Here is a 25812-nt window from a genome sequence, read left to right as displayed (position 1 = left end):
CTAAACTCATTTGCGCTAAATACCAGCACTATGAAAATTGCATTGATCGGCTACGGGAAAATGGGCAAAGCGATTGAAAAAATCGCCTTGGAAAAAGGACACGAAATCATATATAAAATTGATTTCGACAGTCAACATTTATTAGAAAAAGAAGCACTATCGAAGGCTGATGTGGCAATTGAATTTACGACGCCCGCTACGGCATACGGCAACATCATGAAATGTTTTGCAGCCGGAGTTCCCGTTGTTGTCGGAACAACCGGTTGGTTAGAAAAACTTCCGGAAGTAGAAGAACAATGCAAGGCAGGTAATCATAGCTTCTTATGCACGAGCAATTTCAGTATCGGGGTAAATATATTCTTCGAGTTGAATAAAAGGTTGGCGGAATTGATGGCCCCCCACCCCGAATACAACGTGCGTATGCATGAAATCCATCATACACAAAAAAAGGACGCCCCCAGCGGAACAGCGATATCCTTGGCCAAGCAAATAATCGAAATCAACCCACGAAAAGATTCCTGGGTCGATGGTTTTGCCAGCGAGGTGAAAGAATTGGGCATCACTTCCGAAAGGATTGATCCAACACCGGGAACGCACAGCGTAACTTACACATCCAAAATCGATGATATCGAGATAAAACATACCGCCCATTCCCGCGAGGGATTTGCCGCGGGAGCAATAGCAGCAGCCGAGTTCATCCATGATAAGAAGGGTGTTTTCACGATGAAGGATGTATTGCGGTTCTAAATTCGATACTACAGGCAAACGACAAGCTGTCATATATTGAGTGCAACTATTGCAGAAACCGTTATATTTGCAACAATTGTGCATTCATGTTGCGGTAACCCGATCGGGAATGCTATCAATCTAGGAGAAAATTATGTTATCAAAGAAAACACAGTACGCGTTTCACGCATTGATTCATTTGGCCGAAAACTCAGATAAAGGCCCGATCCTGATATCGGAAATTGCGAAGGAAAAAAATATCTCCATCAAGTTCTTGGAGAATATCCTGCTGGAATTAAAAAATGCAGGTATTCTCGGCAGTAAGAAAGGAAAAGGTGGCGGTTATTACCTGATGCGTACCCCGAAGGAGATTCCTTTAGCTAGAATTATACGCTTACTCGATGGCCCCATCGCATTACTCCCCTGCGTGAGTTTAAACTATTATGAACGTTGTGAAAATTGCCGCGATGAAACCATTTGCGGCTTACACGAAGTCATGAGCCGTGTAAGGGATGCCTCGCTTAAAATATTAGAAAACAAGACCTTGAAGGATTTAGTACATAAATCCCCGGCTTAAAATAACTTCCTTGGTACCGCGGCATACACCGCGGTATTTTTTTACCTCCCAGGCCCCCCTCCCAACCCCATTTATCATTTTTTTTAAATATTATCTCCCTTTAGTCTATCTTTTTTATAGGATTTATGTAATTTTGCCCTACGGGCTTTTAAAACAGATACATGCAAGAATTAGATAGTTTACTAGCAGATCAACCTTCCATAGCGGAAACGATTGCCAGGTTGACCCGGGAATTTCCCGGCCAGGTGGCATTTTCGTCTTCATTCGGGCAGGAAGACCAGGTAATTGCGGATATCATCTGGAAGAACAACTTACCGGTAAGGGTATTTACCCTGGACACGGGTCGCTTGTTCCAAGAAACATACGATGTCATGGACCTCACCCGTGCGAGGTATAAACAGCCCTTCGAGGTGTATTTCCCCCGGACGGAAGCCGTGGAGCAACTCGTGCAAGAAAAAGGGCTGAACAGTTTTTACGATTCCGTGGAAAACAGGAAAGAATGCTGTTTCATCCGCAAGGTGGAACCACTCAACCGGGCATTGCAAGGGGTGAAAGTTTGGATTACTGGCCTGCGGGCGGAACAATCCGATAACAGGCATGATATGAAACCCATTGAATGGGATGAACACCGCCAACTTTATAAATACAATCCCCTGATCGATTGGTCATACGAACGAATGTTGGAATACTTAGACCAGCATAATGTTCCGTTCAACAAATTACATCACAAAGGATTTATCAGCATCGGTTGTGCCCCCTGTACCAGGGCTATCGAACCGGGAGAACACCCCAGGGCAGGCAGGTGGTGGTGGGAACAATCGCATAAAGAGTGCGGGCTCCACGGTTAAAAAATCCTTTCAGGCATTTATAAAAAAATTATTCAATGAGCAAGATACAATGGCAATTTCCAAGAGCCTTGGAAGATGAAGCAATCTACATCCTTCGTGAAACGGCCGCGCAGTTTGAAAAGCCCGCCATCCTTTTCTCCGGCGGAAAGGACTCCATTACCTTGGTTCGTTTAGCTCAAAAGGCATTCGCACCCGGCAAAATCCCGTTCCCTTTATTACATGTGGATACGGGTCATAATTTTCCTGAGACCATTCAATTCAGGGATTGGTTAGTAGAAACCCTGGGCTTGGAACTGATCGTGAGAAATGTTCAAGATTCGATCGATCAAGGAAAGGTGAAGGAAGAAACCGGCAAATACGCCAGCCGTAACGCCTTGCAAACCGTTACCCTGCTGGATGCCATCGAGGAGTTGAAATTTGACGCCTGCATAGGTGGCGCCCGGCGCGACGAGGAGAAAGCCCGTGCCAAAGAACGCATCTTCAGCGTAAGGGATGAGTTTGGTCAATGGAATGCCAAGATACAACGCCCTGAACTGTTCGACATGCTGAACGGGAAAATCAACATCGGTGAAAATGTCCGCATATTCCCGATTTCCAACTGGACCGAGCTCGATGTTTGGAATTATATACGCGAGGAGAACCTTGCCATACCGAGCATCTATTTTTCGCACGAACGTGAAATCATCGAAAGGGATGGAATGTATTGGCCTTATTCTCCCTTCCTGAACACGACGGAAGAAGAAAAACCATTCAAAGGAAAAGTACGCTTCCGCACCGTGGGCGATATGACTTGTACGGCCGCGGTAGTATCAGAAGCCAGCAAACTGGAAGATATTATCGAGGAGATATTAGCAGCCAAGATATCTGAAAGGGGCGCCCGTATTGATGATAAACGATCCGAAGCGGCCATGGAAAGAAGGAAACAGGCAGGTTACTTCTAAAATATTAGCAATTATTTCGACAGGTTCATCACCTACCGGTGATTAAAAATATTGAATATGGATGTTTTAAGAATTACAACTTCTGGAAGTGTAGACGACGGTAAAAGTACGTTGATCGGCAGGTTGCTGTACGATACCAATTCCATCACCCAGGATAAGCTGGAAGCATTGCACGCTGCCAGTAAAAGGAAAGGGCTGGACTTTACCGACCTTTCCCTGCTTACCGACGGCTTAATTGCCGAAAGGGAACAAGGTATCACGATCGATGTAGCCCACATTTACTTTTCCACGCCGAACCGTAAGTATATTATCGCCGATACACCGGGCCATTTTGAATATACCCGCAATATGGTCACCGGCTCTTCCACGGCACAGGTATCGTTGATCCTGATCGATGCCAGGAAGGGAATCGTGGAGCAAACTTACCGTCACTATTACATCGCGCAAATGTTGCGCATCCCGCACCTGGTAGTATGTGTCAACAAGATGGATCTTGTGAATTACGACCAGGCGAGGTTCGATGCTATCGTGAATGACTTTAAGCAGTTGATAGAACAATCTACTTTTAAAGAGCAAGAAGTTCATTTCGTTCCTATTTCATCCATCTACGGGGAAAACCTCGTGACCCAAGGAGAGAAAATGCCTTGGTATCAAGGTACGCCGCTCCTTCCTTACCTCGAACAAGTAGAACATGCAGAAAATGCGCAGCATAGACCTGCAAGGTTCCCCGTGCAATATGTGATCCGTCCAAAAACAGAACAATTTCACGATTTCCGTGGATTCGCCGGGAAGGTGGCCAGTGGCGTTTTCAGCGTGGGCGATGAAGTGGTTTCATTGCCATCGCTGCACAAAAGCAAGATTAAATCCATCGAGAAATTCGACCAGCAGTTACAATCGGCAAAAGCACAAGAAAGCATCGTGATAACCCTGGAAGATGAGATAGATGTAAGCCGCGGCAACTTGTTAGTGAAAAGTGATGAAGTACCGGGGGGGTTGAAAGAAATCAAAGCGCAGGTTTGCTGGATGGATCAACAAAAGTTAACGGCGGGGAGAACATTTCTATTACAACATGGATCCAACCGTGTGAAAGCGAAAGTGCAGCAGGTTAACCATGTAGTGGAAGTGACGACCCAAAGAGTTTTAGACGGGCAACATGAACTAGGTTTAAACGACATCGGCGCTATCACGCTTAAAACAGCGCAACCGATATTTGCAGATACATATGCAAGCAATCCATCAAACGGAACTTTCATCTTGATCGATGAATCAACGAATGCAACCGTTGCGGTGGGATTTGTAAGGTAGATATTTATATGTAAGCTATTACACTAAGCGGCTGCCGAGCGTAGCCGCTTTTCCCGTTTATAGGGCAACGTTATAAAATGAAAAACCCGGTACTGCACCGGGTTTTCATACTTTTATAGGGCTGCTTTTCTTGCCTTGTTTATTTGGAATACTTTGGTCCTAAGTGCGCCAACATATCAACGGTCATCTTCTCGAGGTCATATTCATGTTTCCAACCCCAATCTTTACGTGCAAGATCATCATCGATAGAACCCGGCCACCCGTTGGCAATCGCCTGGCGGTAATCCGGTTCGTAGCTGATCTTGAAACCCGGGATATGCTTTTTAATTTCCGCCGCTATTTCTTTCGGGGAGAAGCTCATGGCGCCGAGGTTGTAACCGGCACGGATGGAGATCTTCGAAGCATCTGCTTCCATCAACTCGATGGTGGCACGGATAGCATCCGGCATGTACATCATCGGTAAATAAGTATCTTCAGATAAGAAGCATTCATACTTCTGTTCTTCCAAAGCTTCATGGTAAATTTCCACCGCGTAATCAGTCGTACCGCCACCCGGTGCGGACTTATAGCTAATTAGGCCGGGGTAGCGCAAGCTGCGGACATCCACGTTATAACGTTCGTGGAAATATTCGCACCAGCGTTCACCTGCAAACTTGCTGATTCCATATATGGTGGTAGGTTCAATAATCGTATGTTGCGGAGTTTCTTCCTTCGGAGAGTTAGGGCCAAATACGGCGATAGAGCTAGGCCAATACACTTTATCCAAACCTTCTTCCTTGGCGATGTCGAGGACATTCAACAAACTTTGCATATTGATATGCCAAGCCAGCAGCGGGTTTTTCTCACCCGTAGCCGATAAGATAGCAGCCAGTAAATATACCTGCGTGATATTATGCCTGATGATCAACACGTGGAGCATTTCTTTATTCATCACATCCAACGACACGTAAGGACCGGTGCCTTTCAGCAAATCATGCTCTTCCCTTAAATCGGAAGCAACCACGTTTGCATCTCCGTACATCTTTCGCAAAGCCAGGGTAAGCTCCACACCAATTTGCCCACAGGCGCCGATGACTAAAATCTTATCTTTCTTCATATATAACTGCTAATTAAAGGCCAAATTTAGTTTGTTGACTGTAATATTAACGCGCTCTGCCCTATTTTTAATAACATGACCCCATCGCTTTACAATATCTTCAACATTGCCACACATCCTTTGATACAGAATTGTCATAAAACTATCATGCAATTACTTTGTAAAGCCTTCATAGGGCGATCTACGTAACCAAGTTGACTTTAAAATCCGTAATTTTGCGCCATGAAAATTTTAAAATCTTTATTTAAAGAACAATATAACCCCGACAATTTCTTTTTAATTGCCGGACCTTGTGTTGTTGAGGATGAGGCCCTGCTAATGACCGTTGCCGAGAAGGTTAGCACCATCTGTAAAAGGTTGAATATACCATATGTATTCAAGGCCTCTTACCGCAAAGCAAACAGAACGAGTATCCACTCCTTTACCGGTGTGGGCGATGTGGAAGGATTAGAGTTATTACAGAAAATCGGTCAAACTTTCAACGTACCGGTAACTTCCGATATTCACTCGGCAGCAGAAGCGGCCATGGCAGCAGCCTATGTAGACATTTTACAGATTCCGGCTTTCTTGTGCAGGCAAACCGACATCCTGTTAGCCGCGGCAGACACAGGTAAGTTTGTAAACGTTAAGAAAGGTCAATTCGTAAGTGGCGAAGCGATGAAGTTCGCTGTAGAAAAGATTGAACAAGCGGGGAATAAAAATATTATGCTCACTGAAAGGGGAACCACGTTCGGTTACCAGGATTTAGTAGTGGATTACCGGAATATCCCGATCATGAAATCGCATGGCGTGCCTGTCGTGATGGATGTAACCCATTCATTACAACAGCCGAATCAAACCGGTGGTGTGACGGGTGGTAATCCTCATATGATCGGAACAATTGCGAAAGCTGCTATCGCAACCGGTGCAGATGGATTATTTATAGAAACGCATCCCGATCCGGCTAATGCGAAATCAGACGGCGCCAACATGCTCCGTTTGGACCTGTTGGAACCCTTATTGGAAGACTTGGTGCGTATCCGCCAAGCAGTGTATCAACCGGGTGTACAACATTCTTAAGCAATATCGGATAGATAATCCGTGGGCTGAGCAGGGCAACTTGTTCAGCCCATTTTTTTAAAAGGAGATTAAATTTTAAGCCGCGACACCCTGTCCGTGAAAATTTTAAATATAATTCCGTAAATTCATATCACACCAAAAAAATGCAAGCTATGATTCCATTAAACGAGTTAAAACCGGGAGATTGGGTAATGGCGAAATACGAAGAGGAAACCAAACAAGGCAGTATCGTTCAAGTTGACCACGAAGCCAAACAAGCCTGTGTTGCATTTGAAGAAAATGATACCGAGTATTGGTACGAACCCCAGGATCTTTCCCCCATTCCATTAGATGAGGCCCAATTGCTGAAATTACAGTTTACCCTGCAAAACGGGAATACGCCCAACGGGAAATTGTATGTCAAAGGTCCCTTTTCAATTATTTGGTATGCACCGGGGCATCACCCACAATTAATCTTGCATTATAGGGATGAGAGTCGCCAGCTTGGAGAAGCTATTATGGTTCATCAATTGCAGAATCATTATCATGGAATGACTAATTATTCATTGGCTTGATTTTTTTAATTGGGAGAACAAAATAATTTGTTAATCGCCGGGATTGATTTTCCTGATGGGGAGGAACAAGATAATTTGTTAATTGCCGGGATGGATTTTCCTGATGGGGGAACAAAATAATTTGTTAATTACCGGGATGGATTTTCCTGATGGGGGGAACAAAATAATTTGCTAATTGCCGGGATGGATTTTCCTGATGGGGGAGAACAAAATAATTTGTTAATTGCCGGGATGGATTTTCCTGATGGGGAGAACAAGATAATTTGTTAATTGCCGGATGGATTTTCCGGATGGGGGAACAAAATAATTTGTTAATTGCCGGGATGGATTTTCCTGATGGGGAGAACAAGATAATTTGTTAATTGCCGGGATGGCTTCGCGAAGCCATCCTAACAGCAGCCATCCTAACAGATCTATCCTGCAAAACAGATTTCATAATTGCAGATTATAGATATTTCAATGGATTGCGGCGACCATAGCTAATATAATTTTTCATATTTACCCAGAATGCGAGAATCATGTAAATAATTACCGGGGAACCCATGGTCAGGAAGCTGGCATAAATGAAAAACAATCGAATCCGGGAGCTTGCGACGCCCAGCTTGTTACCGATGGTAGAACATACTCCAAAGGCTTGCCATTCGATAAAATCTCTCAACCTGTTCATATATCAAATTTATCATAATTATTTTTCATTTCAAAATACCTCTTACCAGGTAATCCAGGAGGTAATTTATGACGGTAAGGTTAAAAAGGCTTATTTATAACTGGCTGGTATCATAGATTTAAGGCCAGGAACCAGGTTGAAAAGTTTAAAAACTGTCCAAATTTGATTAACTTCGCGGTGCATTTTTTAACCGCTCTTAAATTCTTAATTTCCATGGTGTTTGATATTGACATGATTAAAAAAGTGTATGCGGAACTGCCGGGTAAAGTGGAAGCTACCCGTAAAATGTTAGGTCGTCCGCTGACACTGTCAGAAAAGATTTTGTATGCACACTTATATGCACCAACCACTGCTGCTTATGAAAGAGGTAAATCTTATGTGGAGTTTGCCCCGGATCGCGTAGCGATGCAAGATGCTACGGCGCAAATGGCGCTTTTACAATTCATGACTTGCGGTCGTGATCAAGTAGCGGTTCCATCTACGGTGCATTGCGATCACCTCATTCAAGCGAAAGTAGGTGCTGAACAAGATTTAGCGGTTGCAATAGATACCAATAAAGAAGTTTACGACTTTTTATCTTCCATCTCAAATAAATACGGCATCGGTTTCTGGAAACCGGGCGCTGGTATTATCCACCAAGTAGTGATCGAAAACTACGCTTTTCCAGGCGGTATGATGATCGGTACTGATTCCCACACCCCTAATGCCGGCGGTATGGGTATGTTGGCAATCGGCGTTGGTGGTGCTGACGCGGTAGACGTGATGGCCGGTTTACCATGGGAGCTGAAAATGCCAAAACTAATCGGTGTGAAACTGACCGGTAAATTGAGCGGTTGGGTTTCTGCCAAAGATGTAATCTTGAAAGTAGCTGGTATCCTGACCGTAAAAGGTGGTACCGGTTGCATCGTTGAATATTTCGGTGAAGGCGCCGATAGCCTGAGCGCTACCGGTAAAGGAACCATCTGTAACATGGGTGCTGAAATCGGTGCTACTTGCTCCGTATTCGCATACGATCAAAAGATGTCTGACTACCTGAAAATCACTGCCCGCGAAGAAGTTGCAACGCTAGCTGATGGCGTAAAAGATCATTTACGTCCCGATACAGAAGTGTATGCAGATCCTTCTAAATACTACGATCAAGTTATCGAAATCAACCTGGATGAATTAGAGCCATATGTAAATGGTCCTTTCACCCCGGATTTAGCATGGCCGATCTCTAAATTTGCTCAAGCCGTTAAAGAAAACAACTGGCCGGAGAAATTGGAAGTAGCCTTGATCGGTTCTTGTACGAACTCTTCTTACGAAGATATTTCCCGCTCCGCTTCCTTAGCTGAACAAGCGGTTGCTAAAAATCTGAAAGTAAAATCTGAATTTACCATCACCCCGGGTTCCGAGCAAGTTCGCTTTACCATTGAAAGGGATGGTTTATTAAAGACTTTTGATAAAATAGGCGGTATCGTATTAGCCAATGCCTGCGGACCTTGTATCGGTCAATGGGCACGTCATATTGACGATCCTACCCGTAAAAACTCCATCATCACATCTTTCAACCGTAACTTCGCAAAACGTAACGACGGTTTAGCTTCGACCCACGCTTTCGTAGCTTCCCCGGAAATCGTTACCGCTTTGGCTATCGCGGGTGATTTAACTTTCAATCCTTTGAAAGACACCTTGAAAAACGAAGAAGGTAAAGATGTTAAACTGGATGAACCTAAAGGATTTGAATTACCTCCGAACGGTTTCGCAGTGGATGATCCCGGTTACCAAGCTCCGGCAGCGGACGGTAGCAATGTTGAAGTTGTAGTATCTCCTACCAGCGACCGTTTACAGTTATTAGCTCCATTTAAAGCTTGGGAAGGTACTGACCTAAAAGGGTTGAAATTGTTGATTAAAGCCAAAGGTAAATGTACCACTGACCACATCTCTATGGCTGGTCCCTGGTTGAAATACCGCGGTCACTTAGACAACATCTCTAATAACATGTTGATCGGCGCCGTGAATGCTTACAACGATAAAACAGACAGCGTTAAAAATCAATTGACGGGTGAATACGGTCCTGTACCGGCTACAGCCCGCGCCTACAAAGCTGCCAATATCGGTTCTGTTGTAGTGGGTGATGAAAACTACGGAGAAGGTTCTTCCCGTGAGCACGCTGCCATGGAACCCCGTCATTTAGGTGTTCGCGCGATCCTGGTGAAATCATTTGCCCGTATCCACGAAACGAACCTGAAGAAACAAGGTATGTTGGCATTGACATTCGCTAACAAGGAAGACTATGACCTGATCCAAGAAGATGATACATTTGACATCAATGGCTTGACCAGCTTTACACCTGGACAACCTTTGACTGTTGTTGCACATCATAAAGACGGTTCCAGCTCAGAAATAGTTGCGAACCATACTTATAATGAGCAACAAATCGAATGGTTTAAATCCGGTGGTGCTTTGAATGTGATCAGGGCGCAATTTGCTAAGTAAGAGCATAGATCTGAATAAATTCAAAAGAAGCTGTCCCATAAATATTGAGGCAGCTTCTTATGTTTATAATAATATTTCTATCAATTTGATGTTAAAATTGAAAAAATAAAGGCTTCGCCTGTCATTTTAAGCGGTCCTCTTACGCAGATTATGTGCTAATGCTAATAATCCCGCCTCAATACTCACTTTATCCAGACCACGCATCATAAATCGTTTAAATAGGTGATTATGCTTGATATTGGCAAAAACGGGTTCAGTGTCATGGCATCTTTGCTTACGTTTTTGGATGCCCCGCTTCGTTTTCAATCTCTTTTCCGCTTGTCTTTTCAGGCGATTTAGATTGTGATTCACCTCTATTATTCGATTACCCTTTTGTCCATGGCAATCACTGCGCAATGGGCATCCATTGCAGTTCCCAGCCCTGTATTTTGTGATTGTTTGTTTAAAGCCCGCCTTGGTAACATGTTCATAACTACCTATATTTTTCATCGTTTTGCCACACGGGCATATATAGCTGTCTTTTTCGTGGTTATAGGTAAGTTTGTCTGTCCGGTATGGGTTTTTAGCACGGTTTTTTCTACGCTGATCGCGGTCAAAATGATTATACTTTACATAAGCGGTAATCCGCTTTTTTTCAAGCCACTCGTAGTTTTGTTCGCTTCCGTAGCCTGCGTCAGCAGTGATGTTGGCTGGATTCTTACCATACTGATCCCTAAATATATTTAAGTGTTGCTGAAGGGTGTTGGTATCGGTAGTATTCTGATGAAGACTGTAATTAACAATGTATTGGTTATTAGTACTTATCTGTAAGTTATAAGCAGGTTTTAACTGGCCGTTTTTCATATGATCTTCCTTCATCCGCATGAAGGTGGCGGCTTCATCTGTTTTGCTATAACTGCTTCTATTATCGCCAATTATCCTTTCCTGTTCAGCATAACGTTCCAATGCAGGTGGCCAGTTTTTCTTAGCATAGCCCAGTTTCTGACGTATTTTTTTGTCGATTGGTTTATCCTTCAGTGCCGCATTTATTGTGGCTATTGTTTGCTCAATTTTTTCGCTATCAATTTTATCAAAGCCGGAAGGATCATGGTCATCGTCTAATTCGGCGGCGGCAATAGTTTGAGCGTATTTCCATAATTCATTCAGCTGCTGCTGCATCTTTGCTTTATTGGTTTTTATGGAGTTGCCCCATACAAAAGTGTACCTGTTTGCATTCGCTTCGATTTTAGTGCCGTCGGTGTAAAGCTCTTTCAAACTCAAAACACCTTCTTCGCATAATAGTAATACTACCTGTGTAAAGATGGGTTGCAGAGATTTTTGAAGACGTTTGCCCCGGAAACGGTTAATTGTATTGTGATCGGGCTTACTCATCCCGCTTAACCACATAAAGTTTATATTCTGATGGAGGGCTTCCTCTATCTTTCGGCTACTATATATATTATTTATATATGCAAAAACCAGCACCTTCAGCAACATTCGGGGATGATAATTACTTGCACCGCCTGGTTTATACTGCTGAATTAACTGCCCTATGTCTACTTTATCCAGAACATCGCTGACCACTCGTACAGGGTGGTTTTGACCAACCAACTCGCTTAGATCGGGGGGAAGAAGCATTCCCTGGTGCTGGTGATTACTTTTAAAGGACACTATTAATGATTTTCCTCTTGCCATACATTAAAAATAGGCAATCATTCTGGGTGCGGATACAAGAAAATCAAAATACTTCTCCACCTGGAACGTGGATAAATGGGGCTAATTTGAAAAATTAAGAGGCTGCATCATTTATTTATGATACAGCCTCTTTTAACTTATACACGAAATCAGAATTCATTACATACCACTACAATCTTGCGGCTCCCCGGCATAGTTGTAGCAAATCATCTTGATAATCTTACCATTTTGATCTTTAACTAACCAAAGTCTTCCCCTGTTATCATATTCATAATAAGTAGTAACACCGCTAGCTGATGTTTCACTCGTCATCCCAACCATAGCTTTATAAGTATAAGTAAATACTTGTGCATTCGTATTAGCCAATCCGGTTCGAATTTTGTTTAACTCTGTCCTGATCTGCTCATCAGTATAATTGTGAGCATTGTTCAACATATCCTGATCAATAAATCCCTGCACTGTATTATAATCACTCCCAATAACTTTAGCTACAGGGTATAAAGATTTGTATCCCCATATATAAGTTTCCGTTATATCATCGGCTTTACGTTGTTCCAGGATATTACCGGTATCATCGTAAAGGTTCATCTGGATCTTTTTCTCCAATGGGTTATTATTGATTGACGTGAGGATTGCCGATGGATAAATTCTGGATGCAGAATAACTGTTGTATTGCCGTTGAACCGTTTCCAATAAATCCCCTTCCTTGTAGCGTCGAATCTCCACCGGTTGATTTATACGGTTAATAGTTTGCAATGAGTTTAATAAGGTAGCTTGCCCAGCTGGTAAATCCGTAAGTGAACCTTGTTGGAAAGGATAATAATAATTGGTACTTAATACCTCATTCTTACTTGTTAACGTCGAGTCATAACTTTTATAATAATTTGTCGGCTCGTAACCGGTAATAGTCCTTTTGGCAATAAATTCTGCCGGGTTGTCCGGGTTAAATAATGTATCATATACGGCCGTTTGCTTGTGAACGCCTGAGTAAATATCATATTGAATGCGCGGGAATGGGTCAGTAGTATAAGTGTAAACATTATCAAGAGGTCCCAGATTACTGTAGGTATGATAATACTTCATATATGTTTGCGCAGCGGTAACCGTATCTGTAAAAATATCTTTATATTGATATGCAGTACGGGAAAAGAGGTCGTATTCTCCATCTTTATAGCGGTACTGAGCCACTTCTCTTAAGGAAGTTTCTTTCCAATCTGTTCGGTCATCGGCTTGCAGCGGTGTATTATAAATCCATGTTTCATTTTTTGAATTGATGTTGTACCGATATACTGTTTTACCTATTGATATACTATCAGGTAAGGAAATCGAATACTCAGCTACTTCAGGATATATAATTGCAGCTCCCCCCGCAAATGACATATCCAGTGTCGGCTTAGAATTAACTGTTGTTACAATGGTACGAAATTCGGTAGTTACAGATCCATCGGTGTACGGAATAATTTGAATTTGCTCCGATTTAAAATTGGCATCATAATTTTGATACCTCGTACGACCAGTTCCATCTTCATTTACCCCGTATTTATACAGCCGCATCAACGAATCCCTTCCATCCCCGGTTGTATATTTAATCTGTTTGACTCTAATGCCGCCTCCATAGTTAGGAACTGAATTATAAGAAGCCAAATACATGTTATGCTCCCATGTAAATTCTGCATAGCCCCCTGTTGGATAATTAACACGACTTAATACCCCAGGGATAATTGGATAATTAAAATTATTATCAATTCCAGGTTCTTGCCTATCCCCAATCGCCAACCATGCAGGGGTAGTATTTGAATTACCTGAAGGACTATTACTATCTGTGTTTAATAAAGCGGTATGCCAAGTGTAATAATTCATGTGATGTAAAAGCCTAGGTACAGTGCTTACTAAATGTCCATTATAAAACCCCCAAAAATCTGTATTAAAACCTCCATAAATACCTATAGACTCCTTACTACCTTGCTTATCATAATTCATTTTATACAGGAGGCCGTCAACATTAACAGAATCTAACCCCCACCGATTAAAGTTCTGATCATAATAAGCAATAGGTTGATCTGGATAATGATTAAGTTCATGCTGATATAAAGTAGCCTTCTTTACCAGTTGAAAACTGTTATTTGTTGGGTTGTTATACAGCATTACTGATACTAGCTGGGTACCATCGTATTCTAGTGCCACAACCCCACCTCTAAACGTAATATAGCTTAAAGGCAAACAATCTGTATAATTGACACGGAATACCTCATCTGCATTATTCTTATCATCTCCATAATTAATTGACCATGCTGCTTCCAACCGAGGTGTTTGCGGAGTACCACTACCATTTACAAGCATAACCCAGTCTTGAGTACTAAGTAGCGGTGGAGTAAAGTCACAGCCCTCTGGAAAATCTTGATAATAGTTTTGAGTAGCTGCCGTCGGTTTCTGTGCTTGCAATTTAGGAGTTGCGTCATAATAATAACTCATATATACATGCCCCGGGTAAGCATAGGCTCTATCCAAGGGCTGAGCATCTGGGTATTCAGTAATCTTATACTTAATGTCATAGTAAGGAACCTCATCTGTTCTACTATTTTCGTAGTGGAAAGTTATCGTATCCGATTTATCAAATGGTATTATCTCCGTGATTTTCCATGCTGTCAAAACAGTACCCGCCCATTCGGTAGCTAACCTAGTTCCGGAAGAGTATTTTCCATATTTATATATAGTCCCATCATCATCCGTGATTGAAAAACTATTAGACTCAGAGTGTGTAATTTTTATAGAAGCAAAAGGAATTGTAATGAATTCACCCTCATGATTATAAATAAAACGCCCGCTCTTCGATAATAATGAATAAAAAAAATCATCCGGCTGCTCATCTAAGGTATTCGAAGAAGCAGATTGCAAGTAAGTCAAGTCGGTACTACCAAATAAATTATTTGCAGGGAATCCCGAATTTACCCCATCTATTCCCCCCTTCACCGATCTTGTAATACCAAGATTAGGTGATAAAGTCCACCCCCAACCTACAATACCGTTGGCATTTGAAGGCTTTAAACTGCCCGGATGGTAGCTCAATTTAAACGGTAAAACACCGGCTTTGGTAGGTACTTCAAACAAGGGAATTTCAATCGAAGGAGCTCCGGAACTATAGTCAACAGGGTAAGTTTGATAAGTTGCGATAGCTGCAGCATCAGGCGAAGCGTTTATTACCCGTGTTAATGATTGTTCACCAGGTGAGATGGTTTGAGCCTGAATTCTTAACATGGCTAACAGGGTTACCGATAATAATAAATAATATCTCATAGTCTCAAGAATGTCTTTTAGGGAATTTTTAATCTGCTGAAGAGATGACACCAAAGCTTAGCTCCGATGCATAAGTTAGGTAAATCGATTATCCGTTTTGTTTGTCAATTACAAGGATAGGCTTGTTACGAATAGTGTTAATATTTCATTGGTAATAGGTTTTTAATTCAAACTGATTCTAACAGGAAGAATACAGGTTAACAGTACTAAATTACCTACAAGTCTAATAAAAAATTCTCATAAATAAAACCCTACTGAAAGAATCAATTTCCCCACCAAAAACAAAGCGCGACCTAGAAAGATCACGCTTATTATCCATCCTTATATATACCTAAAACTGTTAAATGCAGTTTTATGGGTAGCTAAAATTTTATAACCGGCTTTGCTCTTCTTCTGCCCCACCTTTACGTTTGCGGCTCTCTTTCACATTCATATTGCCAAACCGGTAAGAGAAACTTAGGGTAATAACGCGGCTCTCCCACTTGTTATTGATCTCCAGGTGTTGGTTCTCTAACTCGTAAGTGCCCCTAAATTTCCTCGTGTTGAATACATCCTGTACATTCAGGCTCAATGTTCCTTTCTTATCAAGGACTTGCTTCCGTACACCAAAGTCAACACCATGCATTGCCGACATCCTGAACAAGCCTTCGTCTGCAATCTGCGGGGAAATATAGTTGTACGATAGTTGTAAGGAGAAATGCTTAGGCAGGTCGAATGAGTTTTGAATCTGCCCGTAAAAGCCGGCCGATCCGCGATCTACTAATTGCTTTCCTACAAATGTCTTGTAATGATTATAATATAATGAGGTCGTTACAAAGGCGCTCCACCATTTCGTGAAAGGCACCTGTGCCGATATGTTCAAACTAAAATTGTCACGGTTATCTACGTTCATTACCTTGTAGCGTACAAAGGTTGTATCGCCGGTAGCCGGGTCAATATCCGGTTCAACGATCCGCATAATGGTATTATTCGTATGTGCGTAACCGATAGACGAGGTTAGAAACTTCCTGAAGGTGTGTGTTAACTCGAAATTATTGGAATATTGCGGCTTCAGGTAAGGGTTGCCGGCTTCCTTGGTATAACGATCCAAATAAAACTCAAACGGGTTTAATTGATCGTAGTTCGGCCTTCTCAAACGCCTGCTATAAGAAACTGCTAACTGGTTATTCTCGTTGGCATTCCAGCTCACGGCTAAGCTTGGGAACAGGTTTATATAGGATGTATCCGCAAATGTGTTTTTAACGGCGTAAGAGGAAGTTTCAATATTCGTTTGTTCCGCGCGAAGACCGGCCTGGATTCCCCACTTCTTGATTTGCCGGATGTAATTGATATAGGCTGCGTTGATGTTCTCCTTATAAATAAAATGATTCGTACGATTAAGGTCCACCTTCCAATCACTTTGCTTCAAGCTATCGAACACGGCATTATTATCGGAGGTAACGAAACTGGATTTTACTCCAAGTTCAAACTTGCTACCGTCCTTCAAGGGGTGTACATAATCTATTTTTGCAGATTTCAGCCTGATATCGGAAGGTTGCATGGAGCGGGTGGTATCTGCACCCGTGATGGCCTTTTCATTGCCATCCCAAACGGCGGCATGAAATAGTGAAGTCACGTCTGCCCTATGCTTGGAATAATCGATATCCACGTTAATCTCGCGACCGAGGGTATCGAGTTTCCCACGGTAGTTCAGGTTATAATTGAACCTGTCTCCCGTTGGTTTATTATATGCTATCGTACGTAAAACACTATCCACGACAACATTATCCCCGATATACGACACGGCCTTGTTATCAATATTCAAATTCCTGATAAAACCATCCACCATGAAGCCGACCGTATGATTTTTACCGATAAAATAATCGGCACCTGCCTTGAAGCTCTGGAAACGCGAAACTTTGCTCATCCTGGTGCGTTGATCAAAGCGGATGGGATGATCACCCTCTGTACCTGCACGGTCGATATGCAAATCCTGGTAATTTTGGCGGAAGGAGTAGTTATATGAACCGTACAGGTTGACATTTTTATTGCGATAATTTAAATTGATCCCGGTATTCACCTTCGGATATATGCCCATACCACCCGAAAGATTGATGTTCCCGTTGGCGCCGTAATTTTTATTTTTCTTAAGCTTTAAGTTGATAATACCCGCATTACCGGCTGCATCATACTTTGCTGAAGGATTGGAGATGAGCTCAATCTGATCAAGATTTGAGCTGGGCATGCTCCTCAACAATTGCGCGAGATCCTGCGAACTCATATTCGTAATCTTACCGTCGATCATGATGATTACACCTGATTTCCCTTTTAAACTGATATTGTCGTCTTTATCAACCAAAATGGACGGAGATTTTTCCAAAACATCCATGGCGGTACCACCGGGGCCAACGATGCTGCTTTCAACGTTCACCACGAGTTTATCGGCATGTTGTTCTATAAAAGGACGTTTGGCTACGACTTCAACAGCATTCAATTGTTGAGCTTTTTCAACCAGGGTGATTGCATCGAGTGACAAGCCTTTCTGCGCAGTCCATTGAAATGGCAAGCCAAAAACTTTTGGCATCCCTGCATGGTAACCCGCTACCAAGTATTTGCCGGGAGCTACCTTATCAAATTCGTATTTCCCTTCAATGGTAGCAATTGCTCCTTTTACAAGGCTGGAGTCTTTAGCATTTAACAAGATAACGGTCGCAAATTCAACCGGACTTTTGTCGGTACGGATAACGGTACCTGTGATTTTGGGGGCTACTTGAGCCTTTGTTTTCATAGCAAAACTGACTAATCCTATGATTGTCAATATTTTAATAAACGATTTCATACAAGGCGGAGTTATAGTATTATTAGGTATATAGTTCCTTTCTTTAACAACTACAATGCAAAAGTAGGTATTATGCATTACATAGTACATAACAATACACGAATGGTAAGTTATTAGTGATAATTGGTAGGTTTTGCCGGGATAAAATGCGGTAAAGGGTCAATAAAATGATGATTTTGAGGCTATTTCAAGCGGGATTTGCTTTGTACAATACTTATCAAAATGAAAAACGCGGCCCACGAAGGACCGCGACTTCATCCATCCTTGTATACCCCAAATAAATGATCCGGGTAACAGTTGGAACTGTTAGCGTTAGTAATTATTGCAATCTTATTGGGCGCGGTTCAATTCCGCTTGGGCACCTGTACTACGTTGCCTGGCTTCTTTCACATTCTTATTCCCGAATCGGTAGGTGAAAGAGGCGCGTACCATCCTGCTATCCCAGGTATTACTGAGAATTACGTGACGGTTCCCGTTTTTAAAATCACCTGTAAAGCGATAAGTTCTAAATATATCCTGCACGTTCAAGGTAATGGTAGCCTTTTTATCCCAGAGCTGCTTTTTAAAACCCAACTCTACCCCGCCCATGGCATGCATGCGCATCAATCCTTCGTCTGTAACTTGCGGCGAAATGTATTCCCCGCTCAACTGGATGGAATAATCTTTCGGGAGGCTGAAAGTATGTTGCATCTGTGCATAAAATGCCGCGGAAGATACTTCCAAGGGATCGCCGGAAACATTTGTTTTAAAGCTATTATAATACAATGACATCGTCGTATAGACATTCCACCACTTCTTAATTTCGTAAGGAGCGGACACGTTGAAGCTATAATTATGACGCACGGCCACATTCTGATATTTATACCTCAAGATCAAGGTGTCTCCTGAAACAGGATCAATACCAGGTTCAATAATCCTCGTGATACCATCCTTCGTATGCCCATAACTAATGGATGTAGTCAGGAAAGAGTGAAATGTGTGGGAGATCTCGAAATTGTCCATATACTGCGGTTTCAAGCCTGGATTACCCGCAGTAGTGGTATAATTATCGAGAAATAACTCGAATGGGTTTAAATTCTCGTAACTCGGTCTCTGTAATCTCCTGCTGTAAGAAAATCCGAAGGTGTTCTTCTCGCTGGGATTGTAGCTGATGAATATGCTAGGAAATAAGTTGATATAAGAAGAATCATTTTCCTGGTGTTGTTTATGCGCTGTTGACACACCTGAAATATTGGTTTGCTCCATCCGTAAACCTGCTTGCAAAGACCATTTCTTCCAGTTTTTCGAAAAATTCAGGTAAGCTGCATTCACATTTTCTTTATAGACAAAATGATTAGAACGGATCGTGTCATAAACCCAACTTTCTTTTCTTAACGAATCGAAACGAACATCGTTATCACTGGTTACCCAACTTAACTTTACACCCGCTTCAAATTTTGCCCCGTTTTTCAAAGGATGTGTATAATCCAGCTTAGCCGTCCTGATATCGATGGTTGCCGGTTGATAATTTCTCACGAATGTCGGGTCGCTTACCATTTGCCCCTTTTCATACAATGAATAAATATGAGATTTCATATCATTCTTATTCCGCGCGATGTCTAAATCGATGTTCAACTCTTTTCCCAAAGTATCTAACTTTCCTTTATAGTTTACATTTACGGTATAGCGATCCCAATTAGCCTTATTGTCGGTTGTTGTTAATAAAGTAGAGTCGAAAGAATTGAGATCCCCGATCTTGGTTGATCCATCACCATTGCCGATCCAATTACTCAATGTCCCGTCTGCCATAAAACCCAGGGTATGATTTTTATTGATAAAATAATCCATACCGATTTTTCCGCTGTAGTTATCATACTTTTTATCCAGGTCGTTGATTTGTTTCATATGGATGGTACGATCCTTTTCCTCGTTATCCCTAGATAACCTTAAATGTTCGTACTGGGTTTGATAATAACGGCTCAAGTTCCCGAAGATGTTAAAGTTTTTGTTGCGGTGGTTCAGGAAGAGGGCAGCATTATATCTTTCCTTAACCCCTTTACCACCGGAGAGGGTAAAATTCCCGTTCGTGCCGTAGTTCTTATTCTTCTTCAGTTTAATATTGATAATACCCGCCGTGCCGGAAGCATCGTATTTTGAAGAAGGATTGGAGATAAGCTCGATTTGCTCCACATTACTGCTAGGCATAGATTTGAGGTATTGCGCCAAGTCTTGCGATGTCATATTGACCATCTTTCCATCAATCATTACGTTGACGCCTGATTTGCCTTTCAGGGAGATGTTATCATCTTTGTCGACCACTACGCCGGGAGCTTTCTGTAATACTTCCATGGCGGTACTGCCGGCGCCAACAATACTTTTCTCAACATTTACAATCGTTTTATCGGCCCTTTGTTCTATAAATGGTTTCTTCTTAATGATCTCCACGGTAGACAACTTCTTAGTATCAGCATGAAGTAATATATCCGGTACCGCGATATGCTTGTTACCATCCACAACCAGTACAGCAGAATAGTTCTTTGCCATTCCCATGTTGATAGCAGCGATAATGTATTTTCCGGGTATAATATTCTCAAAGCTATAAACGCCGTTTAAATCGGCAATGGCGCCTTTAACCAAGCTAGAATCTTGCGCTTTTAATAAGGTTGCCGTAGCAAAAGGAACCGGGGCTTTCGCCGCATCGGTAATCTTGCCTGAAATATGACTGGATTTGGTTTGGGCATTAACAATGCTCGTGAATGTCATGGCAATAAAAGTCACTACCAATATTTTCATATTCGTTTTCATACAAGGGGGATGCTTTAAATTTTCTTTATAGAATTCTTTGGATAACTAAATACAAGTTGTTACAACATTTTATCACATAACAATATTATACACAACTACTATGCACAATTATTATATACAGCATTTAAACAGCAATAATACATCCTGATTATTGATCAGCAATGATGCATGGTCAAAATAAAGACGCACGAAATTGCAAATGGTTACAATAATTCTCAAAAAAATCCATCACCTCCTACAAAACTAGCGCCAGCAAAGAGTTTCAAGCAAAAAATAAAATCCCAGGTAAACAAACAATAACAAAATAAAATGGGGCATAACCCAAGTTATGCCCCAACAACAATAAAAAAATAAAATTATCAAGTAATTAAAAACAATCGCCCGACCCCTACATATAATTCGTTAAACCTGCGGAACCCCTAAAAATCATTGACCCGTCTTGGGATCGATAAATTCCCATTCCGTGATATGTGCCCTTAAATGTTCCCGCTTCACGATATCATCCAGTTGTTTAATAAATTGCGGATTTTGACTCGCGATATCATTTTTCTCATCCGGATCCTTTGACAAATCATACACTTGCCAAGGCGCGTCATGATTCTTCTTCATCCCTGTCTTGATACCTTTCATGTCCCCGACACGGATTGCTAATTGGCCACCGCGCTCGGGAAACTCGAAATACATAAAATCGTGATGTTCCTTTTGTTTCTTGCCTTCCAAAGTAGGCAAGATATTAATACCGTCATTTTCCGGCGCTTTTATGCCTGCAATAGCAGCAAAGGTTGCCATCATATCGAACTGGTTTGATAATAAATCGCTGGTTGTTCCTGCCTTAACATGCCCCGGCCAACGAACGATAAACGGCGCACGGATGCCTCCTTCGTATAATTGACCTTTATATCCCCTCATACCTAGCTTGCTATTGAAATCATCCACGTTAATGCCGCCGGTGTGGAAAGTGGGGCCATTATCGCTCGAAAACATTACGACGGTGTTATCATCTAAACCTAACTGCTGCAGCAATTCCATGATAGCGCCTACGTTATGATCGAAATAAGAAATCATTGCCGCGTAAGTAGATTTGGGATGCAAGGTTGATGCATAACCTTGGTTACCACGGTAAGGTTGTTCATCGAAAGTGCCGATATATTTGGCTACAGCTTCCTTCGGCGCCTGCAAAGAGACATGCGGCCCGGTATAAGGAAGGTATAAGAAAAAAGGTTGGTCTTTATGTTGCTTAATAAACTGCACCGATTTCTCCAGCAACTTATCCATACTATACTCTTTCCCTATAAAATGATCGTAAGCAGCCTGCCCCGTATCCGAAGGCTTCAAAGGACTGTGCACCAAGAAGAATTCATTCTCCAAAGTATCCCAATGCCCATTTTCCCAAAGATGTGTAGGATAATAATTATGAGCCTGCTTTTGATCGAGGTACCCGTAGAAGTAATCAAAGCCCTGCTTATTAGGATTGCCTGAATTATCAAACATCCCTAATCCCCATTTCCCTATAGCACCTGTAACATAGCCTGCATTTTGCAACATGTGCCCAATGGTATACGTCCCTTCCGGTAAAGGCATTTGTCCACCCTCGGTAGCATCGGTAAAGCCTCCCAGCTCATAGTTGCCGCGGATATAAGAATGCCCGCTATGCCTACCGGTAAGTAACATACACCGGGAAGGTGCACATACGGCCGTACCGCTGTAGTGCTTTGTAAACTTCATGCCTTCCGATGCGAGTTGATCGAGATGGGGCGTTTTAATCTGTTGCTGACCGTAACAGCCCAATTCCCCGATACCCATATCATCAGCATAGATGTAAATAATATTAGGTTTACGCTGGTTATTAGCCTTTTGAGCGAAGGCGATGATTGGTAGCGTGGAACATAAAAGTAGCAATAACTTCCGCATAATAACTTGTTATAGTAATGATTACGAAAGTTTGAAAATAAAAAGTTATCCGCTAAATTTTAAATGTATTTTTTACACCTAATTTAATATTTCACGTTATCGAGGATGAATGGTAACCTTTCTTGGATCATCAGGTATATTTTATCATTCTCCTTATTAATATGTTCTTCCAAGCTGGTGGCAAGATTATGGAGATCTTCATCGAGCTGGTTGCTATCCATCAGGCGGCTGTACATTTTGGATATATGGTGATGTTCTTCCATTAGTGCTTTTATACAATGGTCGATTTCAGGATCGTGGCCCATGCAAAGTTCAAAAACGTGGTCTTCCTTTTGCAAATGCGGTACCATAACGGCTTTAAAAACCGTTACCACGAAATCCAATTTCTCTTGCTCACTCATAACGTGCTGCGAAGCACCGGCCGCGTCTTTCTTAGATTTACGGCATGCTTCAAGCAAGCGCTGGTGCTCTTCTATCAAGGGCACGAGGCTGGAATGTAATTGCATAATAAATGGTTAGGATGCTAATTCTTTTTGATAGCGTTTCTTACAGTAAATAATAAATAAGGTTCCGCCGATAACCATTCCTAGGGAGATTAACTCTGCCTGTGTCGGTTGCAATGGCAAAAACTCGTACTTCGTATTCACCCTGATCAATTCCACGAAGAAACGTTCGATTCCTACCAAAATTAAGTAAAAGCCGAACATGACTCCCGGGGTCGTAATTTTTTTGCGCAATGCCATCAGCAAGATGAACATGAGCATGCAAGTAATTATTTCGTATAAAGGTGTAGGAAAAACCGGGATCGGTAATACGCTGCAATACTGCCCTTCGCAACCGGGAATAGGCGCCCCCTCATTAATTACGTTGTGGGGATAGCTATACGCGAAAAACCAGTCGGGCAAAAAGCCCAAGGCATCAGGTTTCGCGAAGGAAGCATGCGGTACGTTATCAAAAGATTGATATTGATGTAAAAAGAAATCCTTATTCTTTTCCAGCGCCGATTGGAACTCCGCTTTCGGTACTTCTACCACCGTGCCTTTTACATCGGTAACATAAGCGCTATTGTAAATACCCCAATCGCCGTCACCGGAAAAATGGCAGCCCATTCTTCCCACGGCATATGCCAACATCAATGCCGGCGCAGCGCTGTCTATTAAATGACGGGTACTGATCTTTCGCTTTTTCGCATAGCGGATAATTACGTATGAAGCGAGGATCAAGCCACCGTAAAATGTAAAACCTCCACGGGAAAACAATGATCCCATCGGGTCACTTAAAAATTCTCCGAAGTTTTCGAGGTTATGGAAAATCTTCGCCCCGATGAATCCTACTATCGCCGCCAAAACCGTAAAATCCGGTACACGTTGGTGCGGCATTATCATCACTTCTGACTCCTTAGTTCCACCGGCAGCTTCCTTTTTCTTACTGTTATAACGCAGGAAAGCCATTAAACCTCCCAATGCGATACCGCCCAGCAAGTTCCCCTTGGAAGAAAGTAAGAAATCTACATAAGCCGTATCCTGGTTGGTGGCATTGATAGAAAATAAACCGAAAATTTTATACCCGAAGATAAACCAAACTAGCCCTACCCCGATTAATTCAAGCGGCGTAGCCGGTTTACCGACCAATTGCTTTTCTTTCACCCCTTGCATCAAACCGAGCCTCTCCCTGCGTTTCAATTCGGTGGTCAATACATACGCTGCGGCAAGGAATGCCATGGCAACAAAGAACCCAAAGGTCTGGACTACTTTTAAAAATGGTAATTCTATACCGAACAAATCCTGGAAGGCGTAATATAAATTAGGATACATAGGCGAAAAAAAATGGTGATTTGTATTCTCCTATGAACAAAGCCGAATTTATCATGAAGAATATCAAACCACCAAAGTAAGTTCGTTCCATTCGAAAAACAATAGGCATCAATAAATTTTATATGAATTTAGCATTTCATATAGGAATTTGCTCCGCCTTATCGAGGAAACTCTTGTTAAAAATTAATTATTAGCAATATTCTTCGAAAGCATCCACTAAAGAAGCCGCGATCAATTGTGCCGGGCGACCTTCAATCATATGTCTCTCGATGAAATGTACTAATTGTCCATCTTTAAATAAAGCAATTGAAGGAGAAGATGGCGGGTAAGGCATCAAATGCGTACGGATTTGTTGCACGGCCGCGCTATCAAAACCTGCAAAGCTAGTCGTAAGACGATCCGGTTTCTTCTCGCTGTTAGCTACAGCCAACAATACACCAGGACGGGCAGTACCAGCAGAACAACCGCAAACAGAATTGATTACTACCAAGGTAGTACCTTCTTGTTTTAACGCTTCATCTACTGCTCCGGGTGTCAATAACTCTGTAAAACCATTATCTGTTAATTCAGCCTTCATGGGCATCACTAATTCCGCAGGATACATATTTTAATTCTTTTTTGCAAAGTTAACAATATAAACGATCGATTTCAAAGTTACAGTTAAGACTTTTTGTCATTTAATATTCATTTATATAGACATATTGTCATTAAAATTTCAGAAAAACGTACAGTTTTGCAGTTTTTGAGGCTTGGTATCTAGTTTGATTTATACCGGTTACAAAAGCAAATTTTAAAAAACAAAAAACTTAAGAGATATGACACTGGTAAAATTTAATCAACATCCTGCAAAATCATTTAACGGCTTATTTAATGATTTATTCGGCAATCACCCGCTGAACAGGTTTTGGAATGAAGACGCCAACCAATTCTTCAGCGCTTTGCCCCCTGTAAATATCGTGGAAAGCAAGGATGCTTATAAATTGGATGTAGTGGCTCCCGGATTTGAAAAGTCAGATTTCAAGATCAACCTCGAAGGTGATCAGTTGACTATCAGCGTTGAAAAGAAAGAAAATGCCATCCAGGAAGGTGACAAACAAGTGCGCCGCGAGTTCTCTTTCAAGAGCTTTAAACGTAGTTTTAGCCTTGATGAATCCGTTGACATTGAAAAGATCAACGCGAAATATGAAAATGGCGTTTTAGCCTTGGTTTTACCTAAAAAAGAGGAAAAACAAGTCGCTAACAAAGAAATTACAATTGCGTAAGCAA

Annotated in this window: 19 protein-coding genes; 9 read left to right on the top strand and 10 right to left on the bottom strand. The window is 41.9% G+C overall.

Annotation, left to right across the window (positions count from 1 at the left end; genetic code table 11):
• The first annotated feature begins 30 nt into the window (after positions 1-30).
• The 5 genes from dapB (at position 31) to COR50_RS12410 (ending at position 4397) form a co-directional block, all read left to right on the top strand.
• On the top strand, positions 31-747 hold the full coding sequence (gene dapB / locus COR50_RS12430) for a 4-hydroxy-tetrahydrodipicolinate reductase (RefSeq protein ID WP_098194285.1): 717 nt from the start codon (positions 31-33) through the stop codon (positions 745-747).
• Positions 748-880: 133 nt separating this feature from the next.
• On the top strand, positions 881-1303 hold the full coding sequence (locus COR50_RS12425) for an RrF2 family transcriptional regulator (RefSeq protein ID WP_098194284.1): 423 nt from the start codon (positions 881-883) through the stop codon (positions 1301-1303).
• Between the two features lie 161 nt (positions 1304-1464).
• Positions 1465-2151 (top strand): phosphoadenylyl-sulfate reductase, encoded by a 687-nt coding sequence (locus tag COR50_RS12420; RefSeq protein ID WP_098194283.1) that lies wholly within the window; start codon positions 1465-1467, stop codon positions 2149-2151.
• Positions 2152-2186: 35 nt separating this feature from the next.
• Positions 2187-3092: a sulfate adenylyltransferase subunit CysD gene (cysD, locus tag COR50_RS12415; protein ID WP_098194282.1), complete on the top strand. Its 906-nt coding sequence runs from the start codon at positions 2187-2189 to the stop codon at positions 3090-3092.
• A gap of 57 nt (positions 3093-3149) precedes the next feature.
• Positions 3150-4397, top strand: a complete 1248-nt coding sequence (locus tag COR50_RS12410) for a sulfate adenylyltransferase subunit 1 (RefSeq protein WP_098194281.1) — start codon at positions 3150-3152, stop codon at positions 4395-4397.
• Between the two features lie 139 nt (positions 4398-4536).
• Here COR50_RS12410 and COR50_RS12405 read toward each other — a convergent pair whose 3' ends face one another.
• Positions 4537-5493, bottom strand: coding sequence for an NAD-dependent epimerase/dehydratase family protein (locus COR50_RS12405; protein ID WP_098194280.1), 957 nt, complete (start codon positions 5491-5493; stop codon positions 4537-4539).
• Between the two features lie 222 nt (positions 5494-5715).
• Here COR50_RS12405 and kdsA point away from each other — a divergent pair, with 222 nt between their 5' ends.
• Both kdsA and COR50_RS12395 read left to right on the top strand, forming a co-directional pair.
• Positions 5716-6552: a 3-deoxy-8-phosphooctulonate synthase gene (gene kdsA, locus COR50_RS12400; RefSeq protein ID WP_098194279.1), complete on the top strand. Its 837-nt coding sequence runs from the start codon at positions 5716-5718 to the stop codon at positions 6550-6552.
• Between the two features lie 152 nt (positions 6553-6704).
• The gene (locus COR50_RS12395; protein ID WP_157760801.1) at positions 6705-7106 is read left to right on the top strand and encodes a tudor domain-containing protein; all 402 of its coding nucleotides are present in this window, start codon (positions 6705-6707) and stop codon (positions 7104-7106) included.
• Positions 7107-7551: 445 nt separating this feature from the next.
• On the opposite strand, the gene COR50_RS12390 is transcribed toward COR50_RS12395, so the two are convergent.
• Positions 7552-7773 carry a PspC domain-containing protein gene (locus COR50_RS12390; protein ID WP_098194277.1) on the bottom strand — a complete coding sequence of 74 codons (222 nt, stop codon included), beginning with the start codon at positions 7771-7773 and terminating at the stop codon, positions 7552-7554.
• 213 nt (positions 7774-7986) lie between these two features.
• On the opposite strand from COR50_RS12390, the gene COR50_RS12385 reads away from it, so the two are divergent.
• On the top strand, positions 7987-10251 hold the full coding sequence (locus COR50_RS12385; RefSeq protein ID WP_098194276.1) for an aconitate hydratase: 2265 nt from the start codon (positions 7987-7989) through the stop codon (positions 10249-10251).
• Between the two features lie 126 nt (positions 10252-10377).
• Here COR50_RS12385 and COR50_RS12380 read toward each other — a convergent pair whose 3' ends face one another.
• The 8 genes from COR50_RS12380 to COR50_RS12345 form a co-directional block, all read right to left on the bottom strand.
• On the bottom strand, positions 10378-11925 hold the full coding sequence (locus tag COR50_RS12380; RefSeq protein WP_098194275.1) for an IS1182 family transposase: 1548 nt from the start codon (positions 11923-11925) through the stop codon (positions 10378-10380).
• A 159-nt stretch (positions 11926-12084) separates the two neighbouring features.
• Positions 12085-15219, bottom strand: coding sequence for an RHS repeat domain-containing protein (locus COR50_RS12375; protein WP_098194274.1), 3135 nt, complete (start codon positions 15217-15219; stop codon positions 12085-12087).
• Between the two features lie 370 nt (positions 15220-15589).
• Positions 15590-18037, bottom strand: a complete 2448-nt coding sequence (locus COR50_RS12370; protein ID WP_198405640.1) for a TonB-dependent receptor domain-containing protein — start codon at positions 18035-18037, stop codon at positions 15590-15592.
• 330 nt (positions 18038-18367) lie between these two features.
• Positions 18368-20821 carry a TonB-dependent receptor gene (locus COR50_RS12365; RefSeq protein ID WP_098194272.1) on the bottom strand — a complete coding sequence of 818 codons (2454 nt, stop codon included), beginning with the start codon at positions 20819-20821 and terminating at the stop codon, positions 18368-18370.
• A 426-nt stretch (positions 20822-21247) separates the two neighbouring features.
• Complete coding sequence (locus COR50_RS12360) at positions 21248-22732, bottom strand: arylsulfatase (protein ID WP_098194271.1); 1485 nt, start codon at positions 22730-22732, stop codon at positions 21248-21250.
• A gap of 83 nt (positions 22733-22815) precedes the next feature.
• Positions 22816-23238: a hemerythrin domain-containing protein gene (locus tag COR50_RS12355; RefSeq protein WP_098194270.1), complete on the bottom strand. Its 423-nt coding sequence runs from the start codon at positions 23236-23238 to the stop codon at positions 22816-22818.
• Between the two features lie 9 nt (positions 23239-23247).
• A complete protein-coding gene (locus tag COR50_RS12350) occupies positions 23248-24546 on the bottom strand; it encodes a prolipoprotein diacylglyceryl transferase (protein WP_098194269.1) in 1299 nt (432 codons plus the stop codon).
• Positions 24547-24736: 190 nt separating this feature from the next.
• Positions 24737-25150 (bottom strand): BrxA/BrxB family bacilliredoxin, encoded by a 414-nt coding sequence (locus COR50_RS12345; protein WP_098194268.1) that lies wholly within the window; start codon positions 25148-25150, stop codon positions 24737-24739.
• Positions 25151-25361: 211 nt separating this feature from the next.
• On the opposite strand from COR50_RS12345, the gene COR50_RS12340 reads away from it, so the two are divergent.
• The gene (locus COR50_RS12340; RefSeq protein WP_098194267.1) at positions 25362-25808 is read left to right on the top strand and encodes an Hsp20/alpha crystallin family protein; all 447 of its coding nucleotides are present in this window, start codon (positions 25362-25364) and stop codon (positions 25806-25808) included.
• The last annotated feature ends 4 nt before the right edge of the window (positions 25809-25812 follow it).

The sequence above is a fragment of the Chitinophaga caeni genome, from assembly GCF_002557795.1.
Classification (GTDB): domain Bacteria; phylum Bacteroidota; class Bacteroidia; order Chitinophagales; family Chitinophagaceae; genus Chitinophaga; species Chitinophaga caeni.
Note: the sequence above shows the minus strand (reverse complement) of the source record. Positions and strands in the feature narration are given on the sequence as shown.

What these genes read in the sequence shown, in the direction of transcription:
- dapB (WP_098194285.1), top strand. Translation starts at nt 31, where the DNA reads ATGAAAATTGCATTGATCGGCTACGGGAAAATGGGCAAAGCGATTGAA.
- COR50_RS12425 (WP_098194284.1), top strand. Translation starts at nt 881, where the DNA reads ATGTTATCAAAGAAAACACAGTACGCGTTTCACGCATTGATTCATTTG.
- COR50_RS12420 (WP_098194283.1), top strand. Translation starts at nt 1,465, where the DNA reads ATGCAAGAATTAGATAGTTTACTAGCAGATCAACCTTCCATAGCGGAA.
- cysD (WP_098194282.1), top strand. Translation starts at nt 2,187, where the DNA reads ATGAGCAAGATACAATGGCAATTTCCAAGAGCCTTGGAAGATGAAGCA.
- COR50_RS12410 (WP_098194281.1), top strand. Translation starts at nt 3,150, where the DNA reads ATGGATGTTTTAAGAATTACAACTTCTGGAAGTGTAGACGACGGTAAA.
- COR50_RS12405 (WP_098194280.1), bottom strand. Translation starts at nt 5,493, where the DNA reads ATGAAGAAAGATAAGATTTTAGTCATCGGCGCCTGTGGGCAAATTGGT.
- kdsA (WP_098194279.1), top strand. Translation starts at nt 5,716, where the DNA reads ATGAAAATTTTAAAATCTTTATTTAAAGAACAATATAACCCCGACAAT.
- COR50_RS12395 (WP_157760801.1), top strand. Translation starts at nt 6,705, where the DNA reads ATGATTCCATTAAACGAGTTAAAACCGGGAGATTGGGTAATGGCGAAA.
- COR50_RS12390 (WP_098194277.1), bottom strand. Translation starts at nt 7,773, where the DNA reads ATGAACAGGTTGAGAGATTTTATCGAATGGCAAGCCTTTGGAGTATGT.
- COR50_RS12385 (WP_098194276.1), top strand. Translation starts at nt 7,987, where the DNA reads ATGGTGTTTGATATTGACATGATTAAAAAAGTGTATGCGGAACTGCCG.
- COR50_RS12380 (WP_098194275.1), bottom strand. Translation starts at nt 11,925, where the DNA reads ATGGCAAGAGGAAAATCATTAATAGTGTCCTTTAAAAGTAATCACCAG.
- COR50_RS12375 (WP_098194274.1), bottom strand. Translation starts at nt 15,219, where the DNA reads ATGAGATATTATTTATTATTATCGGTAACCCTGTTAGCCATGTTAAGA.
- COR50_RS12370 (WP_198405640.1), bottom strand. Translation starts at nt 18,037, where the DNA reads ATGAAATCGTTTATTAAAATATTGACAATCATAGGATTAGTCAGTTTT.
- COR50_RS12365 (WP_098194272.1), bottom strand. Translation starts at nt 20,821, where the DNA reads ATGAAAACGAATATGAAAATATTGGTAGTGACTTTTATTGCCATGACA.
- COR50_RS12360 (WP_098194271.1), bottom strand. Translation starts at nt 22,732, where the DNA reads ATGCGGAAGTTATTGCTACTTTTATGTTCCACGCTACCAATCATCGCC.
- COR50_RS12355 (WP_098194270.1), bottom strand. Translation starts at nt 23,238, where the DNA reads ATGCAATTACATTCCAGCCTCGTGCCCTTGATAGAAGAGCACCAGCGC.
- COR50_RS12350 (WP_098194269.1), bottom strand. Translation starts at nt 24,546, where the DNA reads ATGTATCCTAATTTATATTACGCCTTCCAGGATTTGTTCGGTATAGAA.
- COR50_RS12345 (WP_098194268.1), bottom strand. Translation starts at nt 25,150, where the DNA reads ATGTATCCTGCGGAATTAGTGATGCCCATGAAGGCTGAATTAACAGAT.
- COR50_RS12340 (WP_098194267.1), top strand. Translation starts at nt 25,362, where the DNA reads ATGACACTGGTAAAATTTAATCAACATCCTGCAAAATCATTTAACGGC.